The organism is Kutzneria buriramensis, from assembly GCF_003387475.1.
Classification (GTDB): domain Bacteria; phylum Actinomycetota; class Actinomycetes; order Mycobacteriales; family Pseudonocardiaceae; genus Kutzneria; species Kutzneria buriramensis.
In genome coordinates, this window is sequence record NZ_QUNO01000004.1 from 50,777 (window position 1) to 73,591 (window position 22,815).

The 22,815-nt window shown below is 70.4% G+C and carries 22 protein-coding genes; 16 read left to right on the forward strand and 6 right to left on the reverse strand.

Features of this window, described 5'->3' with window-relative positions:
• Positions 1-3: 3 nt before the first annotated feature.
• On the forward strand, positions 4-663 hold the full coding sequence (locus tag BCF44_RS12170) for a response regulator (RefSeq protein ID WP_116174877.1): 660 nt from the start codon (positions 4-6) through the stop codon (positions 661-663).
• 30 nt (positions 664-693) lie between these two features.
• On the opposite strand, the gene BCF44_RS12175 is transcribed toward BCF44_RS12170, so the two are convergent.
• Positions 694-1,596 (reverse strand): alpha/beta fold hydrolase, encoded by a 903-nt coding sequence (locus tag BCF44_RS12175; RefSeq protein ID WP_246014979.1) that lies wholly within the window; start codon positions 1,594-1,596, stop codon positions 694-696.
• 126 nt (positions 1,597-1,722) lie between these two features.
• Here BCF44_RS12175 and BCF44_RS12180 point away from each other — a divergent pair, with 126 nt between their 5' ends.
• The 11 genes from BCF44_RS12180 (at position 1,723) to BCF44_RS12230 (ending at position 12,683) form a co-directional block, all read left to right on the forward strand.
• Positions 1,723-2,505, forward strand: a complete 783-nt coding sequence (locus BCF44_RS12180; RefSeq protein WP_116174363.1) for an HAD family hydrolase — start codon at positions 1,723-1,725, stop codon at positions 2,503-2,505.
• A gap of 12 nt (positions 2,506-2,517) precedes the next feature.
• Complete coding sequence (locus tag BCF44_RS12185) at positions 2,518-3,300, forward strand: SCO4651 family lipoprotein (RefSeq protein WP_116174364.1); 783 nt, start codon at positions 2,518-2,520, stop codon at positions 3,298-3,300.
• Positions 3,301-3,545: 245 nt separating this feature from the next.
• Positions 3,546-4,310 carry an SCO4651 family lipoprotein gene (locus BCF44_RS12190; RefSeq protein ID WP_147328470.1) on the forward strand — a complete coding sequence of 255 codons (765 nt, stop codon included), beginning with the start codon at positions 3,546-3,548 and terminating at the stop codon, positions 4,308-4,310.
• 141 nt (positions 4,311-4,451) lie between these two features.
• Positions 4,452-5,369, forward strand: a complete 918-nt coding sequence (locus BCF44_RS12195) for an ABC transporter ATP-binding protein (protein ID WP_116174366.1) — start codon at positions 4,452-4,454, stop codon at positions 5,367-5,369.
• A complete protein-coding gene (locus BCF44_RS12200; RefSeq protein WP_116174367.1) occupies positions 5,366-6,091 on the forward strand; it encodes a hypothetical protein in 726 nt (241 codons plus the stop codon). Before BCF44_RS12195 ends, BCF44_RS12200 begins: the two co-directional genes overlap by 4 nt.
• 178 nt (positions 6,092-6,269) lie before the next feature.
• Positions 6,270-7,169 (forward strand): ATP-binding cassette domain-containing protein, encoded by a 900-nt coding sequence (locus BCF44_RS12205; RefSeq protein WP_116174368.1) that lies wholly within the window; start codon positions 6,270-6,272, stop codon positions 7,167-7,169.
• Between the two features lie 166 nt (positions 7,170-7,335).
• A complete protein-coding gene (locus BCF44_RS12210) occupies positions 7,336-7,875 on the forward strand; it encodes a hypothetical protein (protein WP_246014980.1) in 540 nt (179 codons plus the stop codon).
• A gap of 104 nt (positions 7,876-7,979) precedes the next feature.
• Positions 7,980-8,627: a tRNA (guanosine(46)-N7)-methyltransferase TrmB gene (gene trmB, locus BCF44_RS12215; protein WP_246015068.1), complete on the forward strand. Its 648-nt coding sequence runs from the start codon at positions 7,980-7,982 to the stop codon at positions 8,625-8,627.
• Positions 8,628-8,781: 154 nt separating this feature from the next.
• The gene (locus BCF44_RS12220; RefSeq protein ID WP_342775591.1) at positions 8,782-9,909 is read left to right on the forward strand and encodes a nitric oxide synthase oxygenase; all 1,128 of its coding nucleotides are present in this window, start codon (positions 8,782-8,784) and stop codon (positions 9,907-9,909) included.
• A gap of 269 nt (positions 9,910-10,178) precedes the next feature.
• Positions 10,179-11,339 (forward strand): sensor histidine kinase, encoded by a 1,161-nt coding sequence (locus BCF44_RS12225; RefSeq protein ID WP_116174879.1) that lies wholly within the window; start codon positions 10,179-10,181, stop codon positions 11,337-11,339.
• 12 nt (positions 11,340-11,351) lie between these two features.
• Positions 11,352-12,683 carry an amidohydrolase family protein gene (locus BCF44_RS12230; protein ID WP_116174372.1) on the forward strand — a complete coding sequence of 444 codons (1,332 nt, stop codon included), beginning with the start codon at positions 11,352-11,354 and terminating at the stop codon, positions 12,681-12,683.
• Here the strand turns inward: BCF44_RS12230 and BCF44_RS12235 are convergent, their stop codons facing one another.
• Positions 12,684-13,604: a DMT family transporter gene (locus BCF44_RS12235; RefSeq protein ID WP_116174373.1), complete on the reverse strand. Its 921-nt coding sequence runs from the start codon at positions 13,602-13,604 to the stop codon at positions 12,684-12,686.
• An 82-nt stretch (positions 13,605-13,686) separates the two neighbouring features.
• Between BCF44_RS12235 and BCF44_RS12240 the strand changes: the two genes are divergently transcribed.
• On the forward strand, positions 13,687-14,592 hold the full coding sequence (locus BCF44_RS12240; RefSeq protein WP_116174374.1) for a LysR family transcriptional regulator: 906 nt from the start codon (positions 13,687-13,689) through the stop codon (positions 14,590-14,592).
• Here the strand turns inward: BCF44_RS12240 and BCF44_RS12245 are convergent.
• Entirely contained in the window at positions 14,567-15,250 is a 684-nt protein-coding gene (locus tag BCF44_RS12245) for an SDR family oxidoreductase (RefSeq protein ID WP_116174375.1), read from the reverse strand. The two genes, BCF44_RS12240 and BCF44_RS12245, sit on opposite strands and share 26 nt — an antisense overlap.
• 233 nt (positions 15,251-15,483) lie before the next feature.
• Here BCF44_RS12245 and BCF44_RS12250 point away from each other — a divergent pair, with 233 nt between their 5' ends.
• Positions 15,484-16,464, forward strand: a complete 981-nt coding sequence (locus tag BCF44_RS12250; protein WP_116174376.1) for a hypothetical protein — start codon at positions 15,484-15,486, stop codon at positions 16,462-16,464.
• Here BCF44_RS12250 and BCF44_RS12255 read toward each other — a convergent pair.
• The 3 genes from BCF44_RS12255 to BCF44_RS12265 all read right to left on the reverse strand — a co-directional run bounded on the left by BCF44_RS12255 (position 16,434) and on the right by BCF44_RS12265 (position 19,277).
• The gene (locus BCF44_RS12255; RefSeq protein ID WP_116174377.1) at positions 16,434-17,405 is read right to left on the reverse strand and encodes a GDSL-type esterase/lipase family protein; all 972 of its coding nucleotides are present in this window, start codon (positions 17,403-17,405) and stop codon (positions 16,434-16,436) included. The two genes, BCF44_RS12250 and BCF44_RS12255, sit on opposite strands and share 31 nt — an antisense overlap.
• A 1-nt stretch (position 17,406) precedes the next feature.
• A complete protein-coding gene (locus BCF44_RS12260) occupies positions 17,407-18,120 on the reverse strand; it encodes a type 1 glutamine amidotransferase domain-containing protein (RefSeq protein ID WP_116174378.1) in 714 nt (237 codons plus the stop codon).
• Between the two features lie 80 nt (positions 18,121-18,200).
• Entirely contained in the window at positions 18,201-19,277 is a 1,077-nt protein-coding gene (locus tag BCF44_RS12265) for an inositol-3-phosphate synthase (RefSeq protein WP_116174379.1), read from the reverse strand.
• 205 nt (positions 19,278-19,482) lie between these two features.
• On the opposite strand from BCF44_RS12265, the gene BCF44_RS12270 reads away from it, so the two are divergent.
• Both BCF44_RS12270 and BCF44_RS12275 read left to right on the forward strand, forming a co-directional pair.
• Positions 19,483-19,887: a DUF5318 domain-containing protein gene (locus BCF44_RS12270; RefSeq protein WP_116174380.1), complete on the forward strand. Its 405-nt coding sequence runs from the start codon at positions 19,483-19,485 to the stop codon at positions 19,885-19,887.
• 399 nt (positions 19,888-20,286) lie between these two features.
• Entirely contained in the window at positions 20,287-22,782 is a 2,496-nt protein-coding gene (locus BCF44_RS12275; RefSeq protein WP_170217514.1) for a transglycosylase domain-containing protein, read from the forward strand.
• Positions 22,783-22,815 lie beyond the last annotated feature (33 nt).

Here is a 22,815-nt window from a genome sequence, read left to right on the forward strand (position 1 = left end):
CCCGTGATCCGAGTTCTGCTGGTGGACGACCAGGAACTGATGCGGATGGGCTTCCGCATGGTGCTCAACGCGCAGGAGGACCTGGAGGTGATCGGCGAGGCCGCGGACGGCGTGGACGCGGTGCGGCTGGCCGAGGAGCTGCGGCCCGACGTGGTGCTGATGGACGTGCGCATGCCGCGGCTGGACGGCGTGGAGGCGACCAAGCAGATCACCGAGGCCGGCACCGCCAAGGTGCTCGTGATGACCACGTTCGACATGGACGAGTACGCGCTGTCGGCGCTGCGCAACGGCGCCAGCGGCTTTCTGCTCAAGGACACCCCGCCGGCCGACCTGGTGTCGGCGCTGCGGGCGGTGGCCAGCGGCGACGCGGTGGTCTCGCCCAGCGTCACCAAGCGCCTGCTGGACCGCTTCCTCGGCCCGGCCGGTGGCGGCGAGCTGCGCGACGCGTCGGTCCTGGACGTGCTCACCGAGCGTGAACGCGAGGTGCTGGTGCTGATCGCCAAGGGCCTGTCCAACACGGAGCTGGCGCAGAAGCTGTTCCTGTCCGAGGCGACCGTGAAGACGCACGTCGGCCGCATCCTCGCCAAGCTGGAGCTGCGGGACCGCGTGCAGGCGGTGGTGCTGGCCTACGAGACGGGGCTGGTCCGACCCGGCGACGTGTGAGCCCGGGCCGGACCAGGGTAGGGATCCCCGTTACGTCAGACAGTTCGGCGTCCAGGCGTACGCCGGGTCAAGGGCGTTGCGCACGAGCTGGATCGCGATGTGGTCGTACGTGATGTTGATGTGCTCGGTGCCGTCGATCAGGCAGTAGTCCTGCAGCCGCAGATTGGTGACCTGCGGGCCGGACAGGTAGGCCGAGGTGTAGGGCGTGACCACCTCGTCGGTGCGGGTGGCGACGACGGTGTAGTTGACGCCGGACACGGTGTCGCCGCCGTTGTTGAGGTTGGTCAGGAAGGCGGAGCCGACTTCCTGCTGGACGCAGGACGCGCACAGCGCCCCGACGAAGTCGTTGCCACCGGGCAGCGACCGCACCGCCTCGACCAGGCCGTCGAGATCGGTGCCGTGATTGGACGGGGCGAGGCCGACCAGAGTGCCGACCTTGTTCGCGCCGCCGAGGAACTTGAGGTAGTAGCGCGGCATCATGCCGCCCTGGGAGTGCCCGACGATGTCCACCTTCGACGCGCCGGTGGCGGCGAGCACCTTGTCGATGTACTGGCCGAACTGGCCGGCCGTGGTGGGAATGTCCCCCAGGGCCTGGAACATGCCGCCCTCGGGGCCGCCCAGATTGGGCGCGAACACGCAGTAGCCGTCCCGCTTGAGGATCCAGGACAGCCCCGCCCAGTCGTCGTAGGCGTTCGCACCGGTTCCGTTGGACAGCACGACCGGGCGCGGGTGCGCGGCGGTCGGCTTGCAGGTGAAGTCGTTCGACCCGGGTGGCGAGGCGGTCGGGTGGCCTAACGCGTAGACCGCCGCCGAGGCGATGTTGGGCTGGGCCGGGCCGGCGGCTGACTCGCTCGCCGACGCGGTTGAGGTGCTGACGAGCATCGTGGCCGTGATCAGGGCTAGCCCCGTCACGGCGCGTGCGATTGTTCCCACGGACGCCCTCCGCTTCCGCAGGCGCCGGCCTCGTTGCCGACGCGCAACTTGCGAAACGATCCGTTTCCGTTTCGGTGATTGCAGTCACACCGAATTCACCCCGGGGAGGTAGTTACGCTCCGTGTTGTGCGCCCTGCCCTGATCGCCCTCGACGTGGACGGCACGATCCTGGACTCGACCGGCACGATCTCGCCGGCCGTGCGCGACGCCATCGCCCGCGCACAGGCCGCCGGCGCGCACGTCGTGCTGTCGACCGGACGGACCGTGCTTGGCGTCCGCACCGTCATCACCGAGCTCGGCTTCACCACCGGCACCGCGCTCTGCTCGAACGGGGCGGTGCGGCTCAACCTGGCCAGCGGCGAGGTGATCCCGCTGGCCACCTTCGAGCCGGCGCCGGTGATCACCCAGCTGCGGGCGCTGCTGCCCGGCGTGACCTTCTCGCTGGAGGAGCCCGGCGTCGGCAACCGGGTCAGCACCGGCTATCCCGGCGACGGCTCCGGCACCCGGCGGCAGGTCGACGACGTGGAGCTGGCCGCGACCCCGACCACGCGCATGATCGCCTACTGGAACGGCGTCACCAAGGCGCAACTCGAGGCGCTGATGGACGTCTCACCCATTGCCGGCGTCACGTGGACGTACGACCATCACAGTGACGCGTGGCTGACCGTCGTCGCCGAGGGCATCTCCAAGGCGAGTGCGCTGGAGCAGCTCCGGCTGGAGCTGGGAGTGCCAGCGGACGCCACCGTGGCGTTCGGCGACGGGCACAACGACATCGCGATGCTCCGCTGGGCGGCGCTGGGTGTGGCCATGGGCAATGCCGCCGACGACGTGCGGGCGGCCGCCGACGAGGTGACCGGCAGCATCGCAGAGGACGGCGTGGCGACCGTGCTCGACCGACTGTTCCGATGAGGGGATGAGCAAGTGCGCAAGTCCGTAGCGGGTGCGGCCCTGTTGTTGATGACGTTGGGCGCGTGCAGCGCCCAGACGACCGGCTCGCCGGCCCCGGCCCCCGGCGGTCAGCCGGCCGCCAGCACCGAGACCGACGCCGTGCAGCTCGTCGCGCTGGCCAAGACCAGCACGTCCAAGAGCCGGACCGTGAAGATCGACGCCACCGTGGACACGTCCGGCCAGCACGTCACCATGACCGGCCAGGGCGCGTTCGGCGGCGACAGCTCGCAGATGGAGATGCAGCTCGGCACCACCGCCGGCGCCCTGGAGATGCGCCTGCTGGACAAGGTCGTCTACCTCAAGCCGCCGGCCGGCGCGCAGTCCCGGCTGGGCACCGACAAGCCGTGGATCAAGCTCGGCGGCTCCGACGACCCGCTCTCCCAGCTCATCGACGGCGGCCTGGACCAGCTGGCCACCCAGAACGACCCGACCACGTTCCTGAACCAGATCTCGCAGGGCGGCAAGATCACCAAGACCGAGAAGACCACGCTCGACGGCCAGCCTGCGACGCACTACACGATCGACGTGGACACCGCCAAGGCCAAGGCCGACCTGCCGCCGCAGCTGGCCGGCGCGGTCTCGCCGATGACCGTGGACCTGTGGCTCAACGGCGACAACCTGCCGCTCCAGGTGAACGCGGTGGCCGGCAACACGTACGCCGCGAAGATCCACTACACCGACTGGGGCGGCAAGGTCGACGTCCAGGCCCCGCCCGCTGACCAGGTCGCGGACCTCAAGGACCTCGGCGGTCATTGACGGGTAGGGCCAGCACCCCGCGAGGCCCCGCCCCTGCTTCGCACGGTTGCTGGGTTTTCGAGCTCCGCCACCCGACGCGCCCCACCGAGCCGACGCGGGCCTCGAAAACCCGGCAAGGGCGAGGCAGGGGCTCAAAGGGGGCCGAGCCGAGCCGCCGAAGGCGGCGCCAAAAAATCGGTGGTGGGGCTGAATAGCCTGGTGGTGAGGCTGCCGATCGTGGCCGAAACCAGGGGGGACCCACCATCATGCGCAAGACTGTTGTGGGCTGTGCCGTGCTCGTGACGCTGGCTGCCTGCGGCGGCCCGCAGAACGCCAGCGCCGGCGGGCCCGAGCCCGTGACCGACGCCGTGCAGCTGGCCGCGCTGGCCAAGACCAGCGCCGACAAGACCAAGAGCGTCGACATGGACGCCGTGATCAACGTCCAGCAGCAGAAGATGGAGATGTCCGGCGCGGCGCTGATCGACGGCGCGAACACGCAGCTGGACATGAAGATGAGCAGCAAGACCGGCGACATGGAGATCCGGATCGTCGACAAGGCGGTCTACATGGCCCTGCCCGCCGATGCCCTGAGCAAGGAGGGCGTCACCACGCCGTGGCTGAAGCTCGGCGGCGGGGACGACCCGCTGTCCAAGGCGCTGGCCGGCGGCTTCGACCAGATGGCGGAGCAGAACAGCCCGACGTCGGTGCTGGACCAGCTGTCCAAGGCCGGCAAGATCACCAAGAGCTGGCAGACGACGCTCAACGGCCAGCCGGTCACCCACTACGCGCTCCAGGTCGACACGGCCAAGGCCGGCGAGGCCGACAAGCTGCCGGCCGACGCGGCGGCCCAGCTGCCCAAGACCGCGGACGTCGACATCTGGCTGACCAAGGACCAGCTGCCGGTGCAGGTCGTGATGTCGATGGGCAGCCTGTTCACGTCGACCATCCACTACACGAACTGGGGCGCGAAGGTGGACGTCGCCGCGCCGGCCGCCGACCAGGTCACCGACATCGCCAGCCTCAAGCACTGACCCACCGCTCGGAAGGGACCATTCCACACGTTCACCGTCAGGAATGGTCCCTTCACTGCGTGTGGGATCACCCGTTGGGACTAGCCGGCATCGGTCCTGGGTCCGATGCCGGCTGACTTCCGGCCCCGGCATGCTTGCACCATGATCGAGGCAATCGGCCTGACCAAACGCTACGGGCGGACCGTGGCGGTGCGGGACCTGTCGTTCACGGTCCGGCCGGGCCGGGTGACGGGCTTCCTGGGGCCGAACGGCGCCGGCAAGTCGACGACGATGCGCATGATCCTGGGCCTCGACCGGCCGACCGAGGGCCGGGTGTTGATCGACGGCCGGCCGTATCACGAGCTCAGGCACCCGATGCGCACGGTCGGCGCGCTGCTGGACGCGAAGTGGGTGCATCCCAACCGCTCGGCCCGCAACCACCTGCGCTGGCTGGCGCGGGCCAGCCAACTGCCCAGGGCCCGGGTGGACGAGGTACTGGCGCAGGTCGGGCTGACGACCGTTGCCGACAAGCGGGCCGGGACGTTCTCGCTGGGCATGTCTCAGCGGCTGGGCATCGCCGCCGCGCTGCTGGGCGACCCGCAGGTGTTGCTGTTCGACGAGCCGGTCAACGGCCTGGACCCGGAGGGCATCCTGTGGATCCGCCGGATCATGCAGGGCCTGGCCGCCGAGGGGCGCACCGTGCTGGTGTCCAGTCACCTGCTGTCGGAGATGGCGCAGACCGCCGAGGACCTGATCGTCATCGGCCGCGGACAGTTGATCTCCCAGGGCACCGTCGACGCCTTCGTCAACGGGGCCACCGAGACCACCGTGCTGGTGCGCAGCCCGCAGGCCGAGCGCCTGGTGGAGGTGCTGACCCAGTGGGGCATGTCGGTGCGTATCACGGACGATGACGCGCTGGTGATCAGCGGCGGCAGCAGCGACCAGATCGGCGAGATGGCCGCGACGCACGGCGTCGTGCTGCACGAGCTGAGCCCGCAGCAGGGTTCGCTTGAGGAGGCGTTCATGCGCTTGACCGGTCACGCGGTCGAGTACCAGTCGGACGAGGTGACCGTGTCGTGACGCTGCTGGCCGTCGAGCGGATCAAGCTCTTCTCCACGCGTGCGCCGGTGTGGTGCATCGCGACCGCGCTGGTGCTGACCATCGGCGTCACCGCCGGCCTCACCATGCTCGACCACGCCGGCGAGGGGCCGACGCCGTCGAGCACGCAGACCATGTACATCCTGGGCCTGACCGTGATCATGGTGATGGCCACGCTGTCGGTCACCACCGAGTACCGCTTCGGCACGATGCGGGCCACGTTCCAGGCGGTGTCCAGTCGTAGCCGCGCGCTGCTGGCCAAGGCCACCGTGCTGGCGATCGTCGCCGGTCTGGTCGGGGAGGTGTCGTCGTTCGGGTCCTGGGGCGTGGCCAAGCTGATCGCGCACAGCCCGGACACCGACATCCACACCGCCGCCGAGTGGCGGCAGATCGCCGGCATGGGCCTGGTGTACGCGATCGCCGCCGTGCTGGCCGTCGCGGTGGGCGCGCTGCTGCGCCAGAGCGCCGCGGCGGTGGCCATCCTGCTGGTGTTCCCGCTGCTGGTCGAGCAGCTGGTGGAGATCATTCCGCGGGTGGGCGACCGGCTGCACGACTGGATGCCGTTCGTGGCCGCGAGCCAGTTCGCGAGCACCGCGGACCGGGGCCTGCCCTACGGCCCGTGGGGCGGTCTGGCCTACTTCGCGGCGATCGCCGCCGCCCTGCTGGTGGCCGCTCTCGCAGTGGTCGAAAAAAGAGACGCCTGAACCGCGTCATGACGGCGCACGTGTGTCGTCTCACGGGTACAGGGGCTGGGGAACGAGTGGGAATCGGGGCCCACTCGGGCGAGGGTCCGGACCGCCGATCGGGGGGCGGCCCGGACCCTTGCCGACACCCGGACCGCCTGGTCCACCACCATTTCCTGTTCCCTGGGATCATGCGGACATGATCGAAGCGGTGGGTCTGACCAAACGCTACGGCCGGACCGTCGCCGTGGACGATTTGACCTTCACCGTGCGGCCCGGTGTGGTCACCGGCTTCCTCGGGCCCAACGGCGCCGGCAAGTCCACCACCATGCGGATGGTGCTCGGCCTGGACCGGCCCGACACCGGGTTCGTGCTGATCGAGGGCAAGCGGTTCGGGGAGCTGCGCCGGCCGTTACGCGTGGTCGGCGGCCTGCTAGACGCGAAGTGGGTGCACCCGCACCGCACCGCGCGCAACCACCTGCGCTGGCTGGCCCGGGCCGCCGACCTTCCCCGCACGCGCGTCGACGAGGTGCTGGACCTGGTCGGGCTGGCCAAGGCGGCGCGCAGTCCGGCCGGCGACTTCTCGCTGGGCATGTCGCAGCGGCTGGGCATCGCCGGTGCGCTGCTGGGCGACCCGCGGGTGCTGCTGTTCGACGAGCCGGTCAACGGCCTGGACCCGCAGGGCATCGCCTGGGTGCGCAAGCTGATGCGCACGATGGCCGACAACGGGCGGACCGTGCTGGTGTCCAGCCACCTGCTCGCGGAAATGGCGCAGACCGCCGACGAGCTGATCGTGATCGGCCGCGGACGGTTGATCGCGCAATGTCCCACTGCCCAATTCATCAGCGAGGCGACCGAGTCGTCGGTGCGAGTTCGCACCGCTCAGGTGGAACGTTTGCAGACGGCATTGGTCCACAAGGGTGCGACGGTCCGACATGAGCCTGGCGCACTTGTCGTGGTCGGCCTCGACGCCGCCGAGATCGGCGAGGTGGCCGCCGCCCACGGCGTGGTGCTGCACGAGCTCAGTCCCAGGCGGGGCTCGCTGGAGGAGGCGTACCTGCGCCACACTGAGGACGCGGTGGCGCACCACGCCGGTTGACCGCCGTTTGGTCCAGACCAAGTCGTGATCGGTGGTTCGGCCGCTCGAATGGCGTAATAACTGCATGAAGACCACGTGAACTCCCGCACAGGAACGTGCGAAGCGCCGCCAGAAGTGATCGGATCGAATTATCCCGTCAGGCAGCCCATGGAGGTGAGCGGTGGCGGTGACCGATTCGCACCCACGTCGCAACACACGCAAGAGCGTGCGGGTGGAGCCGATGGCCACGCTGGAGTGGTCTCAGGCGGTCGAGCTGGCAGGCGTCCGGGACGACGCCGCCGGACCCGAGGACATCCGTCGCGCCTGGATCCACCGGGCCCCCGAACGACAGGTCGTCGGCCTGTACCGGGTGCTCAGCCAGTTCGAGCCCGAACTGCCCGCGCCCTGGTGGCTGCGGGCGCTGGCCGCCGGCGGGCTGCCCACCCGCAAGGCCGCCTTCCGGATGGAGGACGAGGTCGGCGAGCTGCTCGCCGCCCGGCCGGGCTGGGTCTACGTGCCCTGGGAGGACGGCTACTGGGAGTACGTGCCGTCCGAGGTGTACGCGGCCGGCGAGGCGCCGACCGTGCCCACCACCGTGCTGTTCACCGCCCGCCACCGCGGCTGGCTGGACGTGCTGCCGGCGCACCGTGGCGCCGTGCCCAAGCGGACCGCGGTCCGCGGCGTCGACGACCTCCGGAGCAGGCTGGACGACATCGAGGCGACCTGATCTGGAAGAGTCATGCAACCGTGAGACAGTCAGACCCGAATCAGGCCGAGCAGCGTCCACCGCACCACCGCTCCATCGTCTCCTACGTCCAGCGCGGCGAGCGCATGACGGTCGGCCAGCAGCGCGCCTGGGACACCCGGTGGCCCGAACTGGGCCGCGAGGTGAAGGAGCTGCCGCCCGGCCCGCTCGCGCTGGACGAGTGGTTCGGCCGGCCGGCGCCGGTGCTGCTGGAGATCGGGTCCGGGATGGGCGAGACCACCTCGCAGCTGGCTGCCGCGCAGCCGGAGCTCAACTACCTCGCCGTCGAGGTGTACAAGCCGGGTCTGGCCCAGCTCATCCTGCGGGCCGACGTCCTGGAGGTGGACACGCTCCGGCTGCTGCGGGGCGACGCCGTCACCGTGCTGACCGAGCACCTGGAGCCGGCGTCGCTGGCCGGCGTGCGGCTGTTCTTCCCGGACCCGTGGCCCAAGGCCAAGCACCACAAGCGGCGCATCGTGCAGCCCGACTTCGTCGCTCTGGTGGCGTCCCGGCTCGTGCCCGGCGGTGTGTTCCACATGGCCACCGACTGGGAGGAGTACGCGGAGCAGATGATGACCGTGTGTAGCGACGAGACTCGGTTGCGCAACGTGTACGCGGATGAGCCGGGCGGGTGGGCGCCCCGACCCGACTGGCGGCCGGTCACCAAGTTCGAGAACCGGGCCGTCGAGGAGGGCCGGATCAGCCACGACCTGATGTTCGCCAAGGTCGACTAGGTCACCCGACCAGGTAATCAAGCTGCGACGCCCTGCGGTCGAGTCGGCCACTCTCGGTCTAACGCTCACCCTTTCGGGGGGAGATCCACTAGGCCGACGTGTGCCCCTTCTGGCAGTGACGAGTGAGGCCGGGCGGCGGTTACGGTTGCCGACCGTGACGGCTCTGGCAACCCTCCCTGCCCTCGACTGCGTCGATCTCGACGCCGCCGAGGAGTTCCTCCGCATGTTCCACGACGCGCACCCGGAGGCCGGGCCGGTGAGCCAGCGCCTCACGACCGTACGCACCGAGATCGCCGACACGGGCACCTACCGGCACACGCCCCAGGAGCTCGCCTACGGCGCCCGGGTGGCGCTGCGGGACAGCGGCTGGTGCACCAGCGGCGTGCCGTGGCGCCGGCTCAAGGTCCGCGACCTGCGCGGCCTGCGCAACGCGGCCGCGGTCGCCGCCGAATGCGTGCAGCACCTGCGGCTGTCCACCAACGGCGGCCAGATCCAGCCGCTGGTCACGGTGTTCGCGCCGGACACGCCGTCCACGCCCGGGCCGTGCATCTGGAACGAGCAGCTCGTGCGGTACGCCGGCTATCGGGACGCCAACGGCAAGGTCGTCGGCGATCCGCGGTACGCCGACTTCACCGCCGCCGTCACGAACATGGGCTGGCGGCCGCCGACCCAGCGCGGCCGGTTCGACCATCTGCCGCTGGTGGTGGAGACCGCGCACGAGGGACCGCAGCTGTTCACGGTGCCGCGGGACATGATCCAGGAGGTGCCGCTGGAGCACCCCGACCTGGCGTGGTTCGTCGAGCTCGGGCTGCGCTGGCACGCCGTGCCGGTGATCAGCAACATGCGCCTGGTGATCGGCGGCGTGACCTATCCGGCGGCGCCGTTCAACAGCTGGTTCGTCGGGGCCGAGATCGGCACCCGCAGCCTGGCCGACGAGGGCGCGTATGCGGTGGCCAGGGAGGTCGCCGCGCGGCTCGGGCTGGACACCCGCACCGAGCGGACGCTGTGGCGGGACCGGGCGACCGTCGAGCTGAACCGAGCGGTGCTCCACTCGTTCGACGCCGCCCAGGTGACGATCACCGATCACCATGCCGAGGCGCTGCACCGGCTGGCGTGGCTGCGATCGCGGCAGCGGGCCGGCGGCAACCGGCCGGCGTTCCGGATCGACTCGACGACGGCGCAGCGGGCCAGGCAGGGCGCCCCGGCGCGGTTCGCCGACGCCGTCGACACCGAGCCGCACGGCGGTCGGCTCGCGGCCCTGCTGCGCAAGCAGTTGGGCTGAGGGGTGCTTACTTGGTCTGCTCGCTGTCGACCAGCAGGCCCGTGACCACCATGACCGCCAGCACCAACATGCCGACCACCGCGCCGCTCCAGGTCATGACCATCGAGAACATCTCGCACCTCTTTCTCCGACGTTGCCTCAAGCCTCGCCGTGCGGTGCGTCATCGGGCGTCGGCCCGCGGACTCGATCCCGGCTACGCCGCAGGTCTGACAGGGCGCCAGCCCACGGGTTGACGGCGGTGGCCCCGGCTACGCCCTACGGTGTCCGACGTGGAGAACGGGTACCTCGGCTGGCGGGCGCTGGCCCGCCGCCAGTGGCCGCTGGCCACCGCACTCGTGCTGCTGATGCTGTTGCAGATGGTGGAGTGGCGCGGGCTGGACCCCGGCCTGTGGTGGCAGCTGCCGTTCGACCTGATCCTGTTCGTGCTGGCCGTGATCTCGCCGCGCCGCCCGTTCGACGCCGCGCTGGCCGCCTCGATCACCATCTTCGCGAGCGCGCTGCTCGTGCACTGGCTCGGCCACGTGCAGATCGGCGGCGACATCATCCCGCTGGCCGCCGGCATGGCGATGGTCGCGATCGTGGTGCGGCAGGCCACGCGGGGCCGGGCCGCGGTGGGCACCCTGGCCCTGATCGCGTCGAACCTGGTCGCGGTCTACCTCGACAACGACAGCGTCCCCGACTCCGCACCGTTGGAGCTGGTGAACGTCGGCACCGTATGGGGTGTCTGCTTCGCGGTCGCCATCGGCACCGGCCTGTACTTCCGCGCCCGCGACCGGGAACGCCGTCAGGCCGAGTCCGCCTCCGTTGCCGCCGCGCAGCAGGCCGAGCGGCTGGCTCTGGCCCGGGAGCTGCACGACGTCGTCGCGCACTACGTCACCGGCATCGTCGTGCACTCGCAGGCCGCCCAGGCCATCGCCGACCAGAACCCCGAGGCCGCCCGGCAGGTGCTACCGATCATCACCGCCAGCGGGCACGAGGCGTTGACCGCCATGCGCCGCCTCGTCGGCACCCTGCGCGGCACCGAGGCCTCGCCCACCAGCCGTGACAACGACGAGCTGGAGGCCCAGATCCGGCGCACCGTCGAGCAGGTCGGTGGGCCCGTGCGGCTCGAGGTGAAGCTCGCCGACCCCGTGCCGCCCGAGCTGGCGCAGTCCGTGATCCGGCTCGTGCAGGAGTCGCTGACCAACGCCCGCAAGCACGCCGCCGGCGTCAGCCGGATCGATGTGGACGTGCGCACCGACGACGGCGCCGTGCTGGTGCGGGTCGCCGACGACGGAACCGGCCAGCACAGCAGCCCCGTCGGCGGGTCCGGCGGCTTCGGGCTCGTCGGCATGCGGGAGCGGGTCGAGCTGCTCGGGGGCCGGTTCAGCGCCGGTCCGAACGGCGGCAGCGGCTGGACGGTGGCCGCCGAGCTGCCGCTGGGCGGATGACAGAATCCCGTCATGGTTGAGGCTTTCCGGCTCCGTGCCCCGGTTGTGCTGCCCTGCGACGCCGCCTGCTCCGTCGTCCGCGACGCGGTCGTCGACGTCGGCGCCGACGGGCGGCTGGGCTACGTCGGGCCCGCCTCCAACGCGCCGGAGATCTCGCTGCCCGTACGGGATCTGCCCGGCATCCTGATGCCCGGTCTGATCAACGCCCATGCGCACAGCCCCATGACCGTGCTGCGTGGGATGGGCGGCGACCTGCCGCTCATGGCGTGGCTCCAGGACGTCATCTGGCCTGCCGAGGGGCGCCTCGACGGCGACGACGTGCGGGCCGGCATGCGGCTCGGGGCGTTGGAGATGCTTCGGCACGGCGTGACCACCAGCGTCGAGATGTACTTCTACGCCGAGTCCATCGTCGAGTCGGTGCTGGAGGTCGGTTCGCGGGTCGTGCTCACGCCGGCCGTGATCGCCGCGCCCGGCTGGGACCGGCTCGGCAGTTGGCTGCACATGACCGACCAGATCAGCGCGTGGATCGACGCGGACGGGCTGCGGTTCGGGCCCGGGGAGCGGATCGAGCTCGGCTACGGGCCGCACTCCGCGTACACGCTGCCCGCCGAGGCGCTGCCCGTCATCGCCGCCGAGGCCCGGCAGCGAGGGGCTCTGTTGCACATCCACGTAGCCGAGTCCCTCGCCGAGGATCAGGCCGTGCGGGAGGCCCACGGCTCCGTGCCGCTGCTGCTCAATTCGCTGGGGGTGTTCGGCGGCCGGGTGCTGACCGCCCACTCCGTCCATCTGTCCGATGTGGACATTCAGCTCTACGCCGCCGGCGGCGTCGGCGTCGCCCACTGCCCCGGCTCCAACGCCAAGCTGGCCTCCGGCACCGCTCGGCTCCTGGACCTGCGCCGCCATGGCGTGCAGGTCGGCCTCGGCACCGACGGTCCCGCCAGCAACGACGACCTCGACCTCTGGCAGGAGATCCAGCTCGCCGCCATGCTCGCCCGGCTCTCGTCCGCCGACGCCGCCGCCCTCACCGCCGCTCAGTCCCTGCTCATGGCCACCCGTGGCGGCGCCGCCGCCATCGGCCGTGACGACCTCGGCACCCTCGCCCCCGGCGCGTGTGCCGACCTCGTGCACATAGACCTCGACGACCCCGCCTTCGCCGCCGGCCTCGACGTCCCCGACGCCCAACTCCTGTCCAACCTCGTCTGGGCCGCCGGCTCACGGCGTGTGCGCGAGGTCTGGGTCGCCGGCTCCCAGGTCGTCGCCGACGGCGAGGCCACGCAGGTCGACCGCGCCGCGGCGGCGGCGGAGGTCCGCAAGGTCACCCACCGCCTGCTGGCGGACGCCTGACTAAGCGGCCGCTTCGCAGGATTCCGCCGGGACCTGCGGGGCGGCCGTTTCGACGACTCGGGGCTTGCGGCGGCTGATGGCCACGCCGGCAAGGCACAGGGCGCCGCCGATCAGGCCGAGGGCCGTCGGCACCTCGCCGAGCGTCACCCACGACACCAGCACGGCGATGCCGGGGACGCACAGCGTCGTGGCGGCCATGCGACCGGCGTCGGTCCGGGCCAGGGCGTACGCCCACGTGGTGAATGCGATCGCGGTGGGTCCGACGCCCAGGAAGACGACGCCGGCGATCGACCCACCGGAGGCGTGGGCGAGTTCGACCACGGCCTGCGGGGCGAACGGCAGTGTGGCGACCAGGCCGGCGGCGCAGCCGACCCAGGTCGCGGTGACCGCGTCGACGGAGCGCAATGCGACCTTCTGCATCAACACCCCTGCGGCGTAGAGCACGGCGGTGACCAGGCCCAACACGATGCCCAGCGTGTCGACCACACCGCCGCCGTCACCGCCGACGGCGATCACGAGGACGCCGGTGAAGGCGACGAGCATGCCGATCATGACCGGTCGGGGGAAGCCTTCGCGGAACACGACGCCGGCGACCACGGCGACCAGGATCGGCGCGACGTTGACCAGCAGCGCGGCGGTGCCGGCGTCCAGATGCCGTTCGGCCCAGTTGAGCACGACGGTGTAGCCGGCGAACCACAGCACGCCGTAGCCGAGCACGAAGGCGAGTGCCCGCCCACGGGGCAGCGGGCGGCGGTAGCGGAGGGCCACCACTGCGAGCGCGACCGTGCCGACGGCCAGCCGCGCGAAGGCCAGCGATCCGGGGGAGAGGTCCTCGCCGACGGCGCGGATGACCACGAAAGCGGAGGCCCAGAGCAGCACTGTCGTCAGGACGGCGGCCACGGCGCGGTATTTGGTCGGCATGTCTTTGACGATGGCCCGCCGAAAGCGTAAGCACAAGCGAGAAAAACTGCCGCATTGTTCAGTCGCACTGTAGTGTTGCAGCGTGGACATTCACCGGCTTCGCGTGCTGCGCGCGGTCGTGGCGGACGGATCCATCCGCGGCGCCGCGACCAGCCTCGGCTACACCCCGTCGGCGATCAGCCAGCACATCACCGCGCTGCAGAAGGAAACCGGGCTCACGCTGGTGCAACGCACCGGCCGGAGCATCGAGCCGACGGCGGCCGGCCGCACCGTGGCGGCGCAGGCGGCCCGGGTCTTCGAACGGATCGCCGAGCTGGAATCGGTCGTGTCCGACCTGCGGGCGGGCCGGGTCGGAGCGCTGTCCGTGAGCTACTTCGCCTCCGCCGGGGCGGTCTGGATCCCGCCCATGGTCGCCACGCTGGCCCGCGAGTTCCCCGGGCTCCGTCTGGACCTGCGGCTGATCGAACTGGTCGGAGCGGACGCCGGCCCGCCGGACGTCGAGATCTTCGTCGACGGCACGGAGCCCGCCGACATCAGGGGCTATCGGGTGCGGTCCCTGCTCACCGAGCCGTACTTCGCCGTGGTGCCGCAGGGTTCCGCGCTGGCCGACCGGATCGAGGTGGACCTGGCGGAGCTGCGCGACGAGGCCTGGGTGGACAACGACGTGGCCCGTGGCGCGTGCCGGCAGGCGGTGCTCGACGCCTGCTCAACGGTCGGCTTCAGCCCGGCCTTCCACATCGAGACCCAGGACTACCCGACCGCGATCAAGTTCGTGGCCGAGGGCATGGGCATCACCGTGATCCCCCGGCTCGGCCTCGGCGCGCTGCCGGCCTCCACCGTCGCCGTGCCGATCGTGAACCCCACACCGCGGCGGAGCATCTCCGTCCGGGTCCGCGATGCGGTCGCCGATCACCCCGCCGCGGTCCGGCTGCTCGAACTACTCGACACCCACGTCCGCAGGACTAGTGCGATCGAGAGCGCACGTTGACGTCCTGGACGTGGGCGTCCGGCGGCGCGAGCAGGGCGAAGGTGACGGCCTGGGCCACGGACTCGGGGGTCAGGTAGTCGTCGGGGCGGTACTCGCCGCCCTCGCTCTCGCGGACGGCGCGCTGCATGTCAGTGGCGGTCCGACCGGGGTACACGGTGGTGACGCGAAGCTGCGGCTCCTCGGCGCGCAGGACGTCGGCGAAGGCCCGCAGGGCGAACTTGCTAGCGGCATAAGCGCCCCAGTTGGGGTTGGCGCGCAGGCCGGCGCCGGAGTTGATGAGCACGACCTGGCCGGCGGCGGCGCGCAGCGCGGGCAGCAGGAGGCGCGTCAGCTCGGCGACGGCGACGACGTTGACCTCCAACGTGGTCCGCCACACCTCGACCGGCGTCTCGGCCAGCGACCCGAGCTTGGCCACGCCGGCGCTGTGCACGAGCACGTCAAGCCGGTCGATCGCGGCGGCGGCCTCGGCGACGGCCTCGGAATCGGTGAGCTCGACCGGCCACGGCGTGGCGGACGGGAAAGTGGCGGCCGCGGCCTTGAGCGCCTCGACGTCGCGGCCGCCGAGCAGCAGGTGGTGGGTGGGAGCAAGCGCGGCGGCCACGGCGGCGCCGATGCCGCGGGAGGCGCCGGTGATCAGGGCGGTCGGTCGAGGCGTCATGATCCCCAAGCTAACTCGTTCGGTCGAACGGCCATAGTTCGGATGGACGTGCACAGGTGCGCATATGAGCATCGAGAGCGCCGACCGCGTTTTGTTTCACCCGCAACCACGCCGCCTAACCTGCGAAAACCCACCCGAAGCGGTGAAATCGGCCGCCGTCCGGCGGTCGGATCCCGGCGACGGTGTCAGGCTCGGAAGATCAATGGCGGCGACCGGACGGGAGGGATTCCGTCATGCGCACACGGGCACTGGTCGTCGCGACGGTCGTCCTGCTCGCGGCGGCGCTCGCCGTCCCGGCGGCGGCCGATCCGGTCGCGTCGCCGGCCGTCTCCGGCGGCTCGAACTACGACTTCTATTACCTGGACGGCTGCTACTACCAGCCGTACCAAGTGGTCGACGCGTTCAACAAGGCGCCGACGATCATCGCCTACCAGTTGGCCGGCCTGAAGCGCAGCGGCCAGAACCGGCTGTCCATCGGCGTCTACCACCACCACGGCGCGGACAACGGCACCGCCATGGACTCCACCGGCGGCCGGCTTCCCCCACAGGACCAGGAGAACCTCGCCGGTCTGCTCGCCGACGTCAAGCAGGCCGGCTTCGCCGAGATCACGGTCGTGCTGCATCCCTCCGACGGCAACGACCCCAGCACCTGGGACACCTGGCAGGAAGCCATGTACCAGGAGAACTGGCAGCTCATCCAGTCGCTGCACCCGATCCTCGCCGCCGCCGGCGTGCCGTTCCACCTCGACCTGGGCAGCGAACTCACCGCGTCCGGCAACAACGAGCCCCTGGTGCTGCGCTACGACCAGCAGCTGTGGCAGACCTACACAGCCGCCTTCGGCCGCGCCGACACCGTCGGCTTCTCCATCTACGGCAACGATCCCGGCCAGGTGCTCAACGTGTCCAAGATCTACGGCAGCGCGCCACCGTCCATCTTGGACCTGCACATCTACGGCGACGAGGCCGCGCAGTTCACCTACAACGACAACCAATTGCGGCAGCAGGGTCTCACCACCCAGCCGGTGATCATCGGCGAGGCCTACTACAACGACAAGGACGCTGCGGCCGGCTTCGCGCAGGCGGCGCGCAAGACCGGTCGGCAGATCTACTACCTGACGCAGTGGCCGAAGACGCGCGCCAACAACTCCGAGTGCAGCCGCGTCGACGTAGCCCCACCGACCGACTACGCCGAGTACGCCGCCGCCGGCTTCTGAACCAGCTCCGCCGCCAGCAGCGGCGAGATCCGGTCCGCCAGCGACTGGTAGCCGTCCGGGCCGAGGTGCAGGCCGTCGACCACCAGATCCGCGTACACCAGATCGCGCCCGTCGATCACGTGCACGCCGCCGGCCGCCTCCGCGACCAGGCCGCGAATATCGGCCAGGGTCAGACCCAGCGCGTTGACCTCGTCCTCCCGGGCCGGCGCCAGCGGCGGGGTGATCACGACGACCGGCTGGTCCGCGATCACGTCCAGGAAGGACTCCAGCGCCGGACCGAGGGTCCGCCGGCTGAAGCTCGCCGCGTGGTGGATGTCCACGCCGACGCACAGCGTCACCAGGTCGGGACACTGCTCGTGGATCGTCTGCGCGACCACCGGATCGAGATGGCATTCGCCGGAGAAGCCCAGGCAGGTCAGCCGCCACCCGTGCCGCCGCGCCAACTCCGCCGGCCAGGTCTGGCTCGGGCCGTCCACCAGCCGGCACTGCGTGATCGCGCTGCCGTACGCCACCCAGTGCGGACCGGTCCGGCTCAGCGGCCGAACCATGCTGTGCGCCGCCAGCCGCAGGCTGCCGACCTGGGTGCGGCCGTAGTTCGGCAGCCACACGTCCACGTTGGCCGGCTGGCCCGGCAATGCCACGGTCAGCACCTGCTCGCCCGGCTTGACCGCCATCCGGTGCGCCAGCTGACCGTCGACCACCACGTCCACCGGCGAGGAGTAGTCCGGGTCGCCGAACAGCGGCACCGACAGCAGGCGGGCGTCCGTGCGCAGACCGACGCGGACCCCAGCCGGCATCCTGGCCAACGCCGCCAGCCTCGGCGTCGGGATCCGGTCCGCCGGCAGCCGCCACGGCTGCCACCAGTCGCCGGCGCGTCGAAGTTCGACCAGTCCGTCCCAGCTCAGCTGGGGGTCGTCCGGGTCGAGCCACACCTCCCGCACGTCAGGTCGTGAGCAGCTGATCGAACCGGCGCGCGAACAGGTAGGCGTCCCCCGGCCAGCGGGCCGAGAGGTAGTTGCCGTCCTGCACCGTGAAGGCCGGACCGTCGTCGGTGGCCGTGCCTCTCGCCGACCCCGCGAACGGCCCTCTCTCGAATCTCGCGCCGGCCTGGCGCACCTCGTCCTCGACGTACAGCGGATACGTCCGGTAGTAGCGTCCCAGCTTCCACGCAGTCCCGTAGTACGCCATCCGCTCCATGTACTTCGGCAGACACGTCGTGCGCCGACCCGCCAGCACCCCCGCGCGGGCCAGCACGATCGGGCCGTGGCAGATCGAGCCCACCGGCCGCTCCAGCCGCCAGAAGTCCGCGACCTTGGCGTGCAGGACCTCGCTGCCGAGGTACTGCCGCATGCCCGGCGCGTGGCCGCCGGCCAGCACCAATCCGTCGTACTCGGACGGCTCGATCGCCTCCCACGCGACCGTCCCCACGAACCCGGGATCCGCCTCGAGCTCCTGATAGAACCGCTTCGGCTCCGGCTCGGCGCCCAGCTGCCCGAAGATCACGCCGGTGAGCAGCCGCGGATCCGCCGCCGGTCTGGTGCCGGCCCGCTCCGTGCTGAACACGACCTGGTGGCCGGCGTCGGTCAGCAGCCGCCACGGCACCGCCACCTCGGTGACGTCGAAGTCGTGATCCGGCAAGGGCATCAGGATCCGCACCCGAGCATCCTGCCAGCACCCGAATGGGCGACACCAGCTACTGTGTCCGGCCGCCCGCCCCGCGGGCGGCCGGACGTGCCCTAACGCTCCAGCTCGCCGCGGATGAACTTCTCCACGGCGTCGTGCGCTTGCGCGTCGGAGTACTGCTCCGGCGGCGACTTCATGAAATAGGATGACGCGGACAGGATCGGGCCGCCGATGCCGCGGTCGAGGGCGATCTTGGCCGCGCGGACGGCGTCGATGATGATGCCGGCGGAGTTGGGGGAGTCCCAGACCTCCAGCTTGTACTCCAGGTTGAGCGGCACGTCGCCGAAGGCGCGGCCCTCCAGGCGGACGTAGGCCCACTTGCGGTCGTCCAGCCACTGCACGTAGTCCGACGGCCCGATGTGCACGTTGCGGGCGCCCAGGTCACGGTCCACCTGCGAGGTCACCGACTGCGTCTTGGAGATCTTCTTCGACTCCAGCCGGTCCCGCTCCAACATGTTCTTGAAGTCCATGTTGCCGCCGACGTTGAGCTGCATGGTGCGGTCGAGCAGCACCCCGCGGTCCTCGAACAGCTTGGCCAGCACCCGGTGCGTGATGGTCGCCCCGACCTGCGACTTGATGTCGTCGCCGACGATCGGCACGCCGGCCTCGGTGAACTTGGCCGCCCAGGCCGGGTCGGAGGCGATGAACACCGGCAGCGCGTTGACGAAGGCGACGCGGGCGTCGATGGCGCACTGGGCGTAGAACCGGTCCGCCTCCTCGGAGCCGACCGGCAGGTAGGAGACCAGCACGTCGACCTGGGCCTCGCGCAGCGCCCGCACCACGTCGACCGGCTCCTGGTCGGACTCGTCGATGGTCTCCCGGTAGTACCGGCCGAGGCCGTCCAGGGTGTGGCCGCGCTGCACGGTCACCCCGAGCGGCGGCACGTCGGCGATCTTGATCGTGTTGTTCTCGCTGGTCACGATCGCCTCGGACAGGTCGAGACCGACCTTCTTGGCGTCCACGTCGAACGCGGCGACGAACTCCACGTCCCGCACGTGGTAGTCGCCGAACTGGACATGCATCAGGCCGGGCACCCTGGTCCCCGGCTCGGCGTCACGGTAGTAGTGCACCCCCTGAACCAGGGATGCGGCGCAGTTGCCGACACCCACGATGGCTACCCGCACACTCATCCGGACTCCTCCTCGGTGTGGTTGGCATTACCACTGCCAACGCGACGCTGAGCACGTGCTGTTCCATCGCTGGTCAGCCCGGCTTTTCAGCCTCTCATGGCGACCTGTCGCCGACCTGTTGTTGTGGCGCGGGTGACACAGCGTGGCCGGGCACTGCCCTGAACGGCCCATCAGGGCTCAGGAGGCGCCACGTACTCTGTTGTGCGTGCGGACCCAGAGGCAGGTGGTGGACTACGCGTTGCAGCGCCGTGCGCTGCTCGCGGAGGTCTACTCGGGCCGGGTCGGCACGATGGAGGTCTGCGACGCGAGCCCGTACCTGGTGCGGGCCGCGAAGTTCCATGGGCAGCCGACGGAGACGAGCTGCCCGGTGTGCCGCAAGGAGCAGCTGACCCTGGTGTCCTGGGTCTACGGCGACGAGCTCAAGCACATAGCGGGTTCGGCGCGCACACCGGACGAACTGGACCGGATGAGCTCCCTGTACGAGGAGTTCACCGTGTACGTCGTCGAAGTTTGCCGTACATGTAGTTGGAACCACCTGGTGCAGTCATACGTCCTGGGGACGGGCGGCTTGCGCGCACGCAAGCCGCGTCGGCGCACCGCTGCGGAGTGAACACCCTCCTGAGCAGCGGCGTCTAACAGTAGAGACGATGGACGTGCACGACTGGTTGCCTACCTGGTGGGTACCGATCTGGAAGGCCGTTTGGTGAGTGACGAGCGTGGTGACGAGGCCCAGTGGCCGAGCTTCGACGAGTCGGAGCAACCCGGCCGCCGGGGCGGCGGTCAGCCGGCGTGGCCGGGTGACCAGCCGACGAGTCGAGGGCCCGGCGGTCGACCGCCGGTGCCGCCCGGACAGCAGCCGACCATGCGGGGTCCCAACACCCCGCCGCGGGGCTACCCACAGCAGCCGCCCCGCCGCCCGATGGGCCCGGGCGGTCCCGGTGGCCCTGGTGGTCCGCAGCAGCCCCCGATGGGTCGGGGCGGGCGCCCTGTCGGTCCCGGTCCGAACGGGATGGGCGGCCGGCCGCCCGGCCCCGGCCAGCGCGGCGGCGGCCCGAACGCGCCGACCCAGCGCACCCCGTTCAACCAGCCCACGGACATGCTGCCGCCGGTGCACGAGGAGTACCAGCGCGAGCCGGAGCTGATGACGCACCGCGAGCACGACCTGCCGCCGGGTGCCAACGACTTCATCGAGCCCGACGAGTACCTGGACAACGAGTACGACGAGGCGACGCTGCGCAAGAAGCGCATCTGGCGCCGGGTCCGCCGCACCGCCTACGTGCTGGCCGCCGTCGGCTTCGTCGGCCCCATCGTCGCGTTCATCATCACGTACTTCCTCGTCACGCCGCCGGACCCGCAGACGGCGCTGAGCCAGCAGCAGACCATGACCATCTACTACAAAGATGGCAGCGTGATGGCCTCGCTCGGCCCGCAGAGCGGCGGCGACCGCACGTATCTGACCATCGACAAGATCCCGAAGATGGTGCAGCACGCGGTCGAGGCGGCCGAGGACGAGACGTTCGAGACCAACAGCGGCTTCGACATCAAGGGCATCGGCCGCGCCGTGCTGAACCAGCTGCGCGGCAACGGCGGCGGTGGTTCGGGCATCTCGCAGCAGTACGTGAAGAAGGCCACCGGCAACGAGGACCACACGTACAGCCGTAAATGGGTCGAGCTGGTGCAGTCGATCAAGATGAACCAGGTCCAGTCCAAGGACCACATCATGGAGTCCTACCTCAACATCGTCTACTTCGGCCGCGGCGCGTACGGCATCCAGGCCGCGGCGCAGGCCTACTTCGGCAAGAACGTCGGCGACCTCAACCCGTCCGAGGCCGCGTTTCTCGCCGGCTGCATCAACGTGCCAAGCCTCAACGAGGACCCGGCGCACACCAACGACCGCTGGACGTACACGATGGGCCGGATGGTCGCCAACGGCTGGATCAGCCAGGCCGACCGGGCCAAGTACCCGCAGCAGCCGAAGCCGATCCCGAACAACAGCGACGACGGCGGCGCGCTGCCCGGCCCGACGACGTTCGTGGTCCGGCAGATCATCGACGAGGCGGGCAAGCAGGACTTCGCCGGCCTCGACCGGCCCGCCCTCCAGCAGGAGGGCGCGAAGATCTACACCACCATCGACAAGGCGGCGATGGACAAGGCGGTCACCGCCAACCAGACGGTGATGGCCAAGGACACCCCGCACAATCCGAGCATCGCGTCGGCGCAGGTGTCGATCGACCCGCAGACCGGCGGCATCGTGGCCTGGTACGGCGGCCCCGATCCGAAGAAGTTCAGCTACGACATGGCAGTCACCCCGAACCAGCCGGGCTCGTCGTTCAAGCCGTTCGTGTTCATGGCCGGCATGCAGAACAACCCGCAGATCGGCCTCCAGTCGCTGTACAACGGCAAGGGCCCGCAGCAGTTCGGTCAGGGCCAGGACAAGGTCACCATCAACAACTCCGACGGCGAGGAGTGCCCGACGGAGCCGTGTTCGGTCCAGACCGCGATGACGCTGTCGATCAACACGGTGTTCTACAAGATGACCGACGACGTCGGCCCGACCAACGTGCGCAAGGCGGCGCTGGCCGCGGGCATCGCCCCGACGCAGACCTTCGGCAACCAGACGGTGCCGTCGCTCCAGGCGATCGGCAGCAACGGGCCGGCCGACGGTATCGGCATCGGCCAGTACGAGGTGCGGCCGCTGGACATGGCCCAGGGCTACGCCACGCTGGCCAACAACGGCATGTACATCCCGGCGCACTTCATCACGAAGATCGATAACAGCAACGGCGACACCAAGTACGACGCCAAGGCCAACCCGAAGCTGACGCCGACGCCGGCGTTCGACAAGGCGAACGCGCAGCACAACGCGCAGCTGGCCCGCAACGTCACGGAGTCGATGCTGAAGGTGGCGGGCAGCTCCTGCGCCGACCTGGCCCACACGCAGTGCGCCAGCCTGTCCGGTAACCGCCCGGTCGCCGCGAAGACCGGCACCGCCGGCTACATCGGCCCGGACGGCATCGACCACAACGAGAACGGCAACGCGTGGATGGTGGGCTACACGCCGCAGGTCGTGACCGCGGTGTGGGTGGGCAACAACGACCACCTCGGGCCGATCAAGGGCTTCTACCTCAACCGGATCGGTTCCCAGACGCAGAACTACAACATCTTCGGTCGTGAGGAGCCCGCGTACATCTGGAAGATGTTCATGGACGCCTACCTCCAGGGCCAGCCGGTCGTGCCGTTCCCGACGTTCACGGACCTCGGTGGCAAGGGCAACTTCAGTGGGATGACCACGACGACCACGACGACCGCCACCACCGACGCCACGACGACCGACACCACGACGACCAACGAAGACCAGCCGACGACGACCACCAAGCACACCAAGACGACCGATCCCTGTATCCCCGGCCTCAACTGCACGACGACCACCACCACGACCACCGACAACGGGAACGGTCATGGCGGCGGAGGCGGTCCGGGCGGTGGCGGGGTACCCACGGGCTGAGCAACTCCGCCACGGGGGTCGGCGTCTGACCTG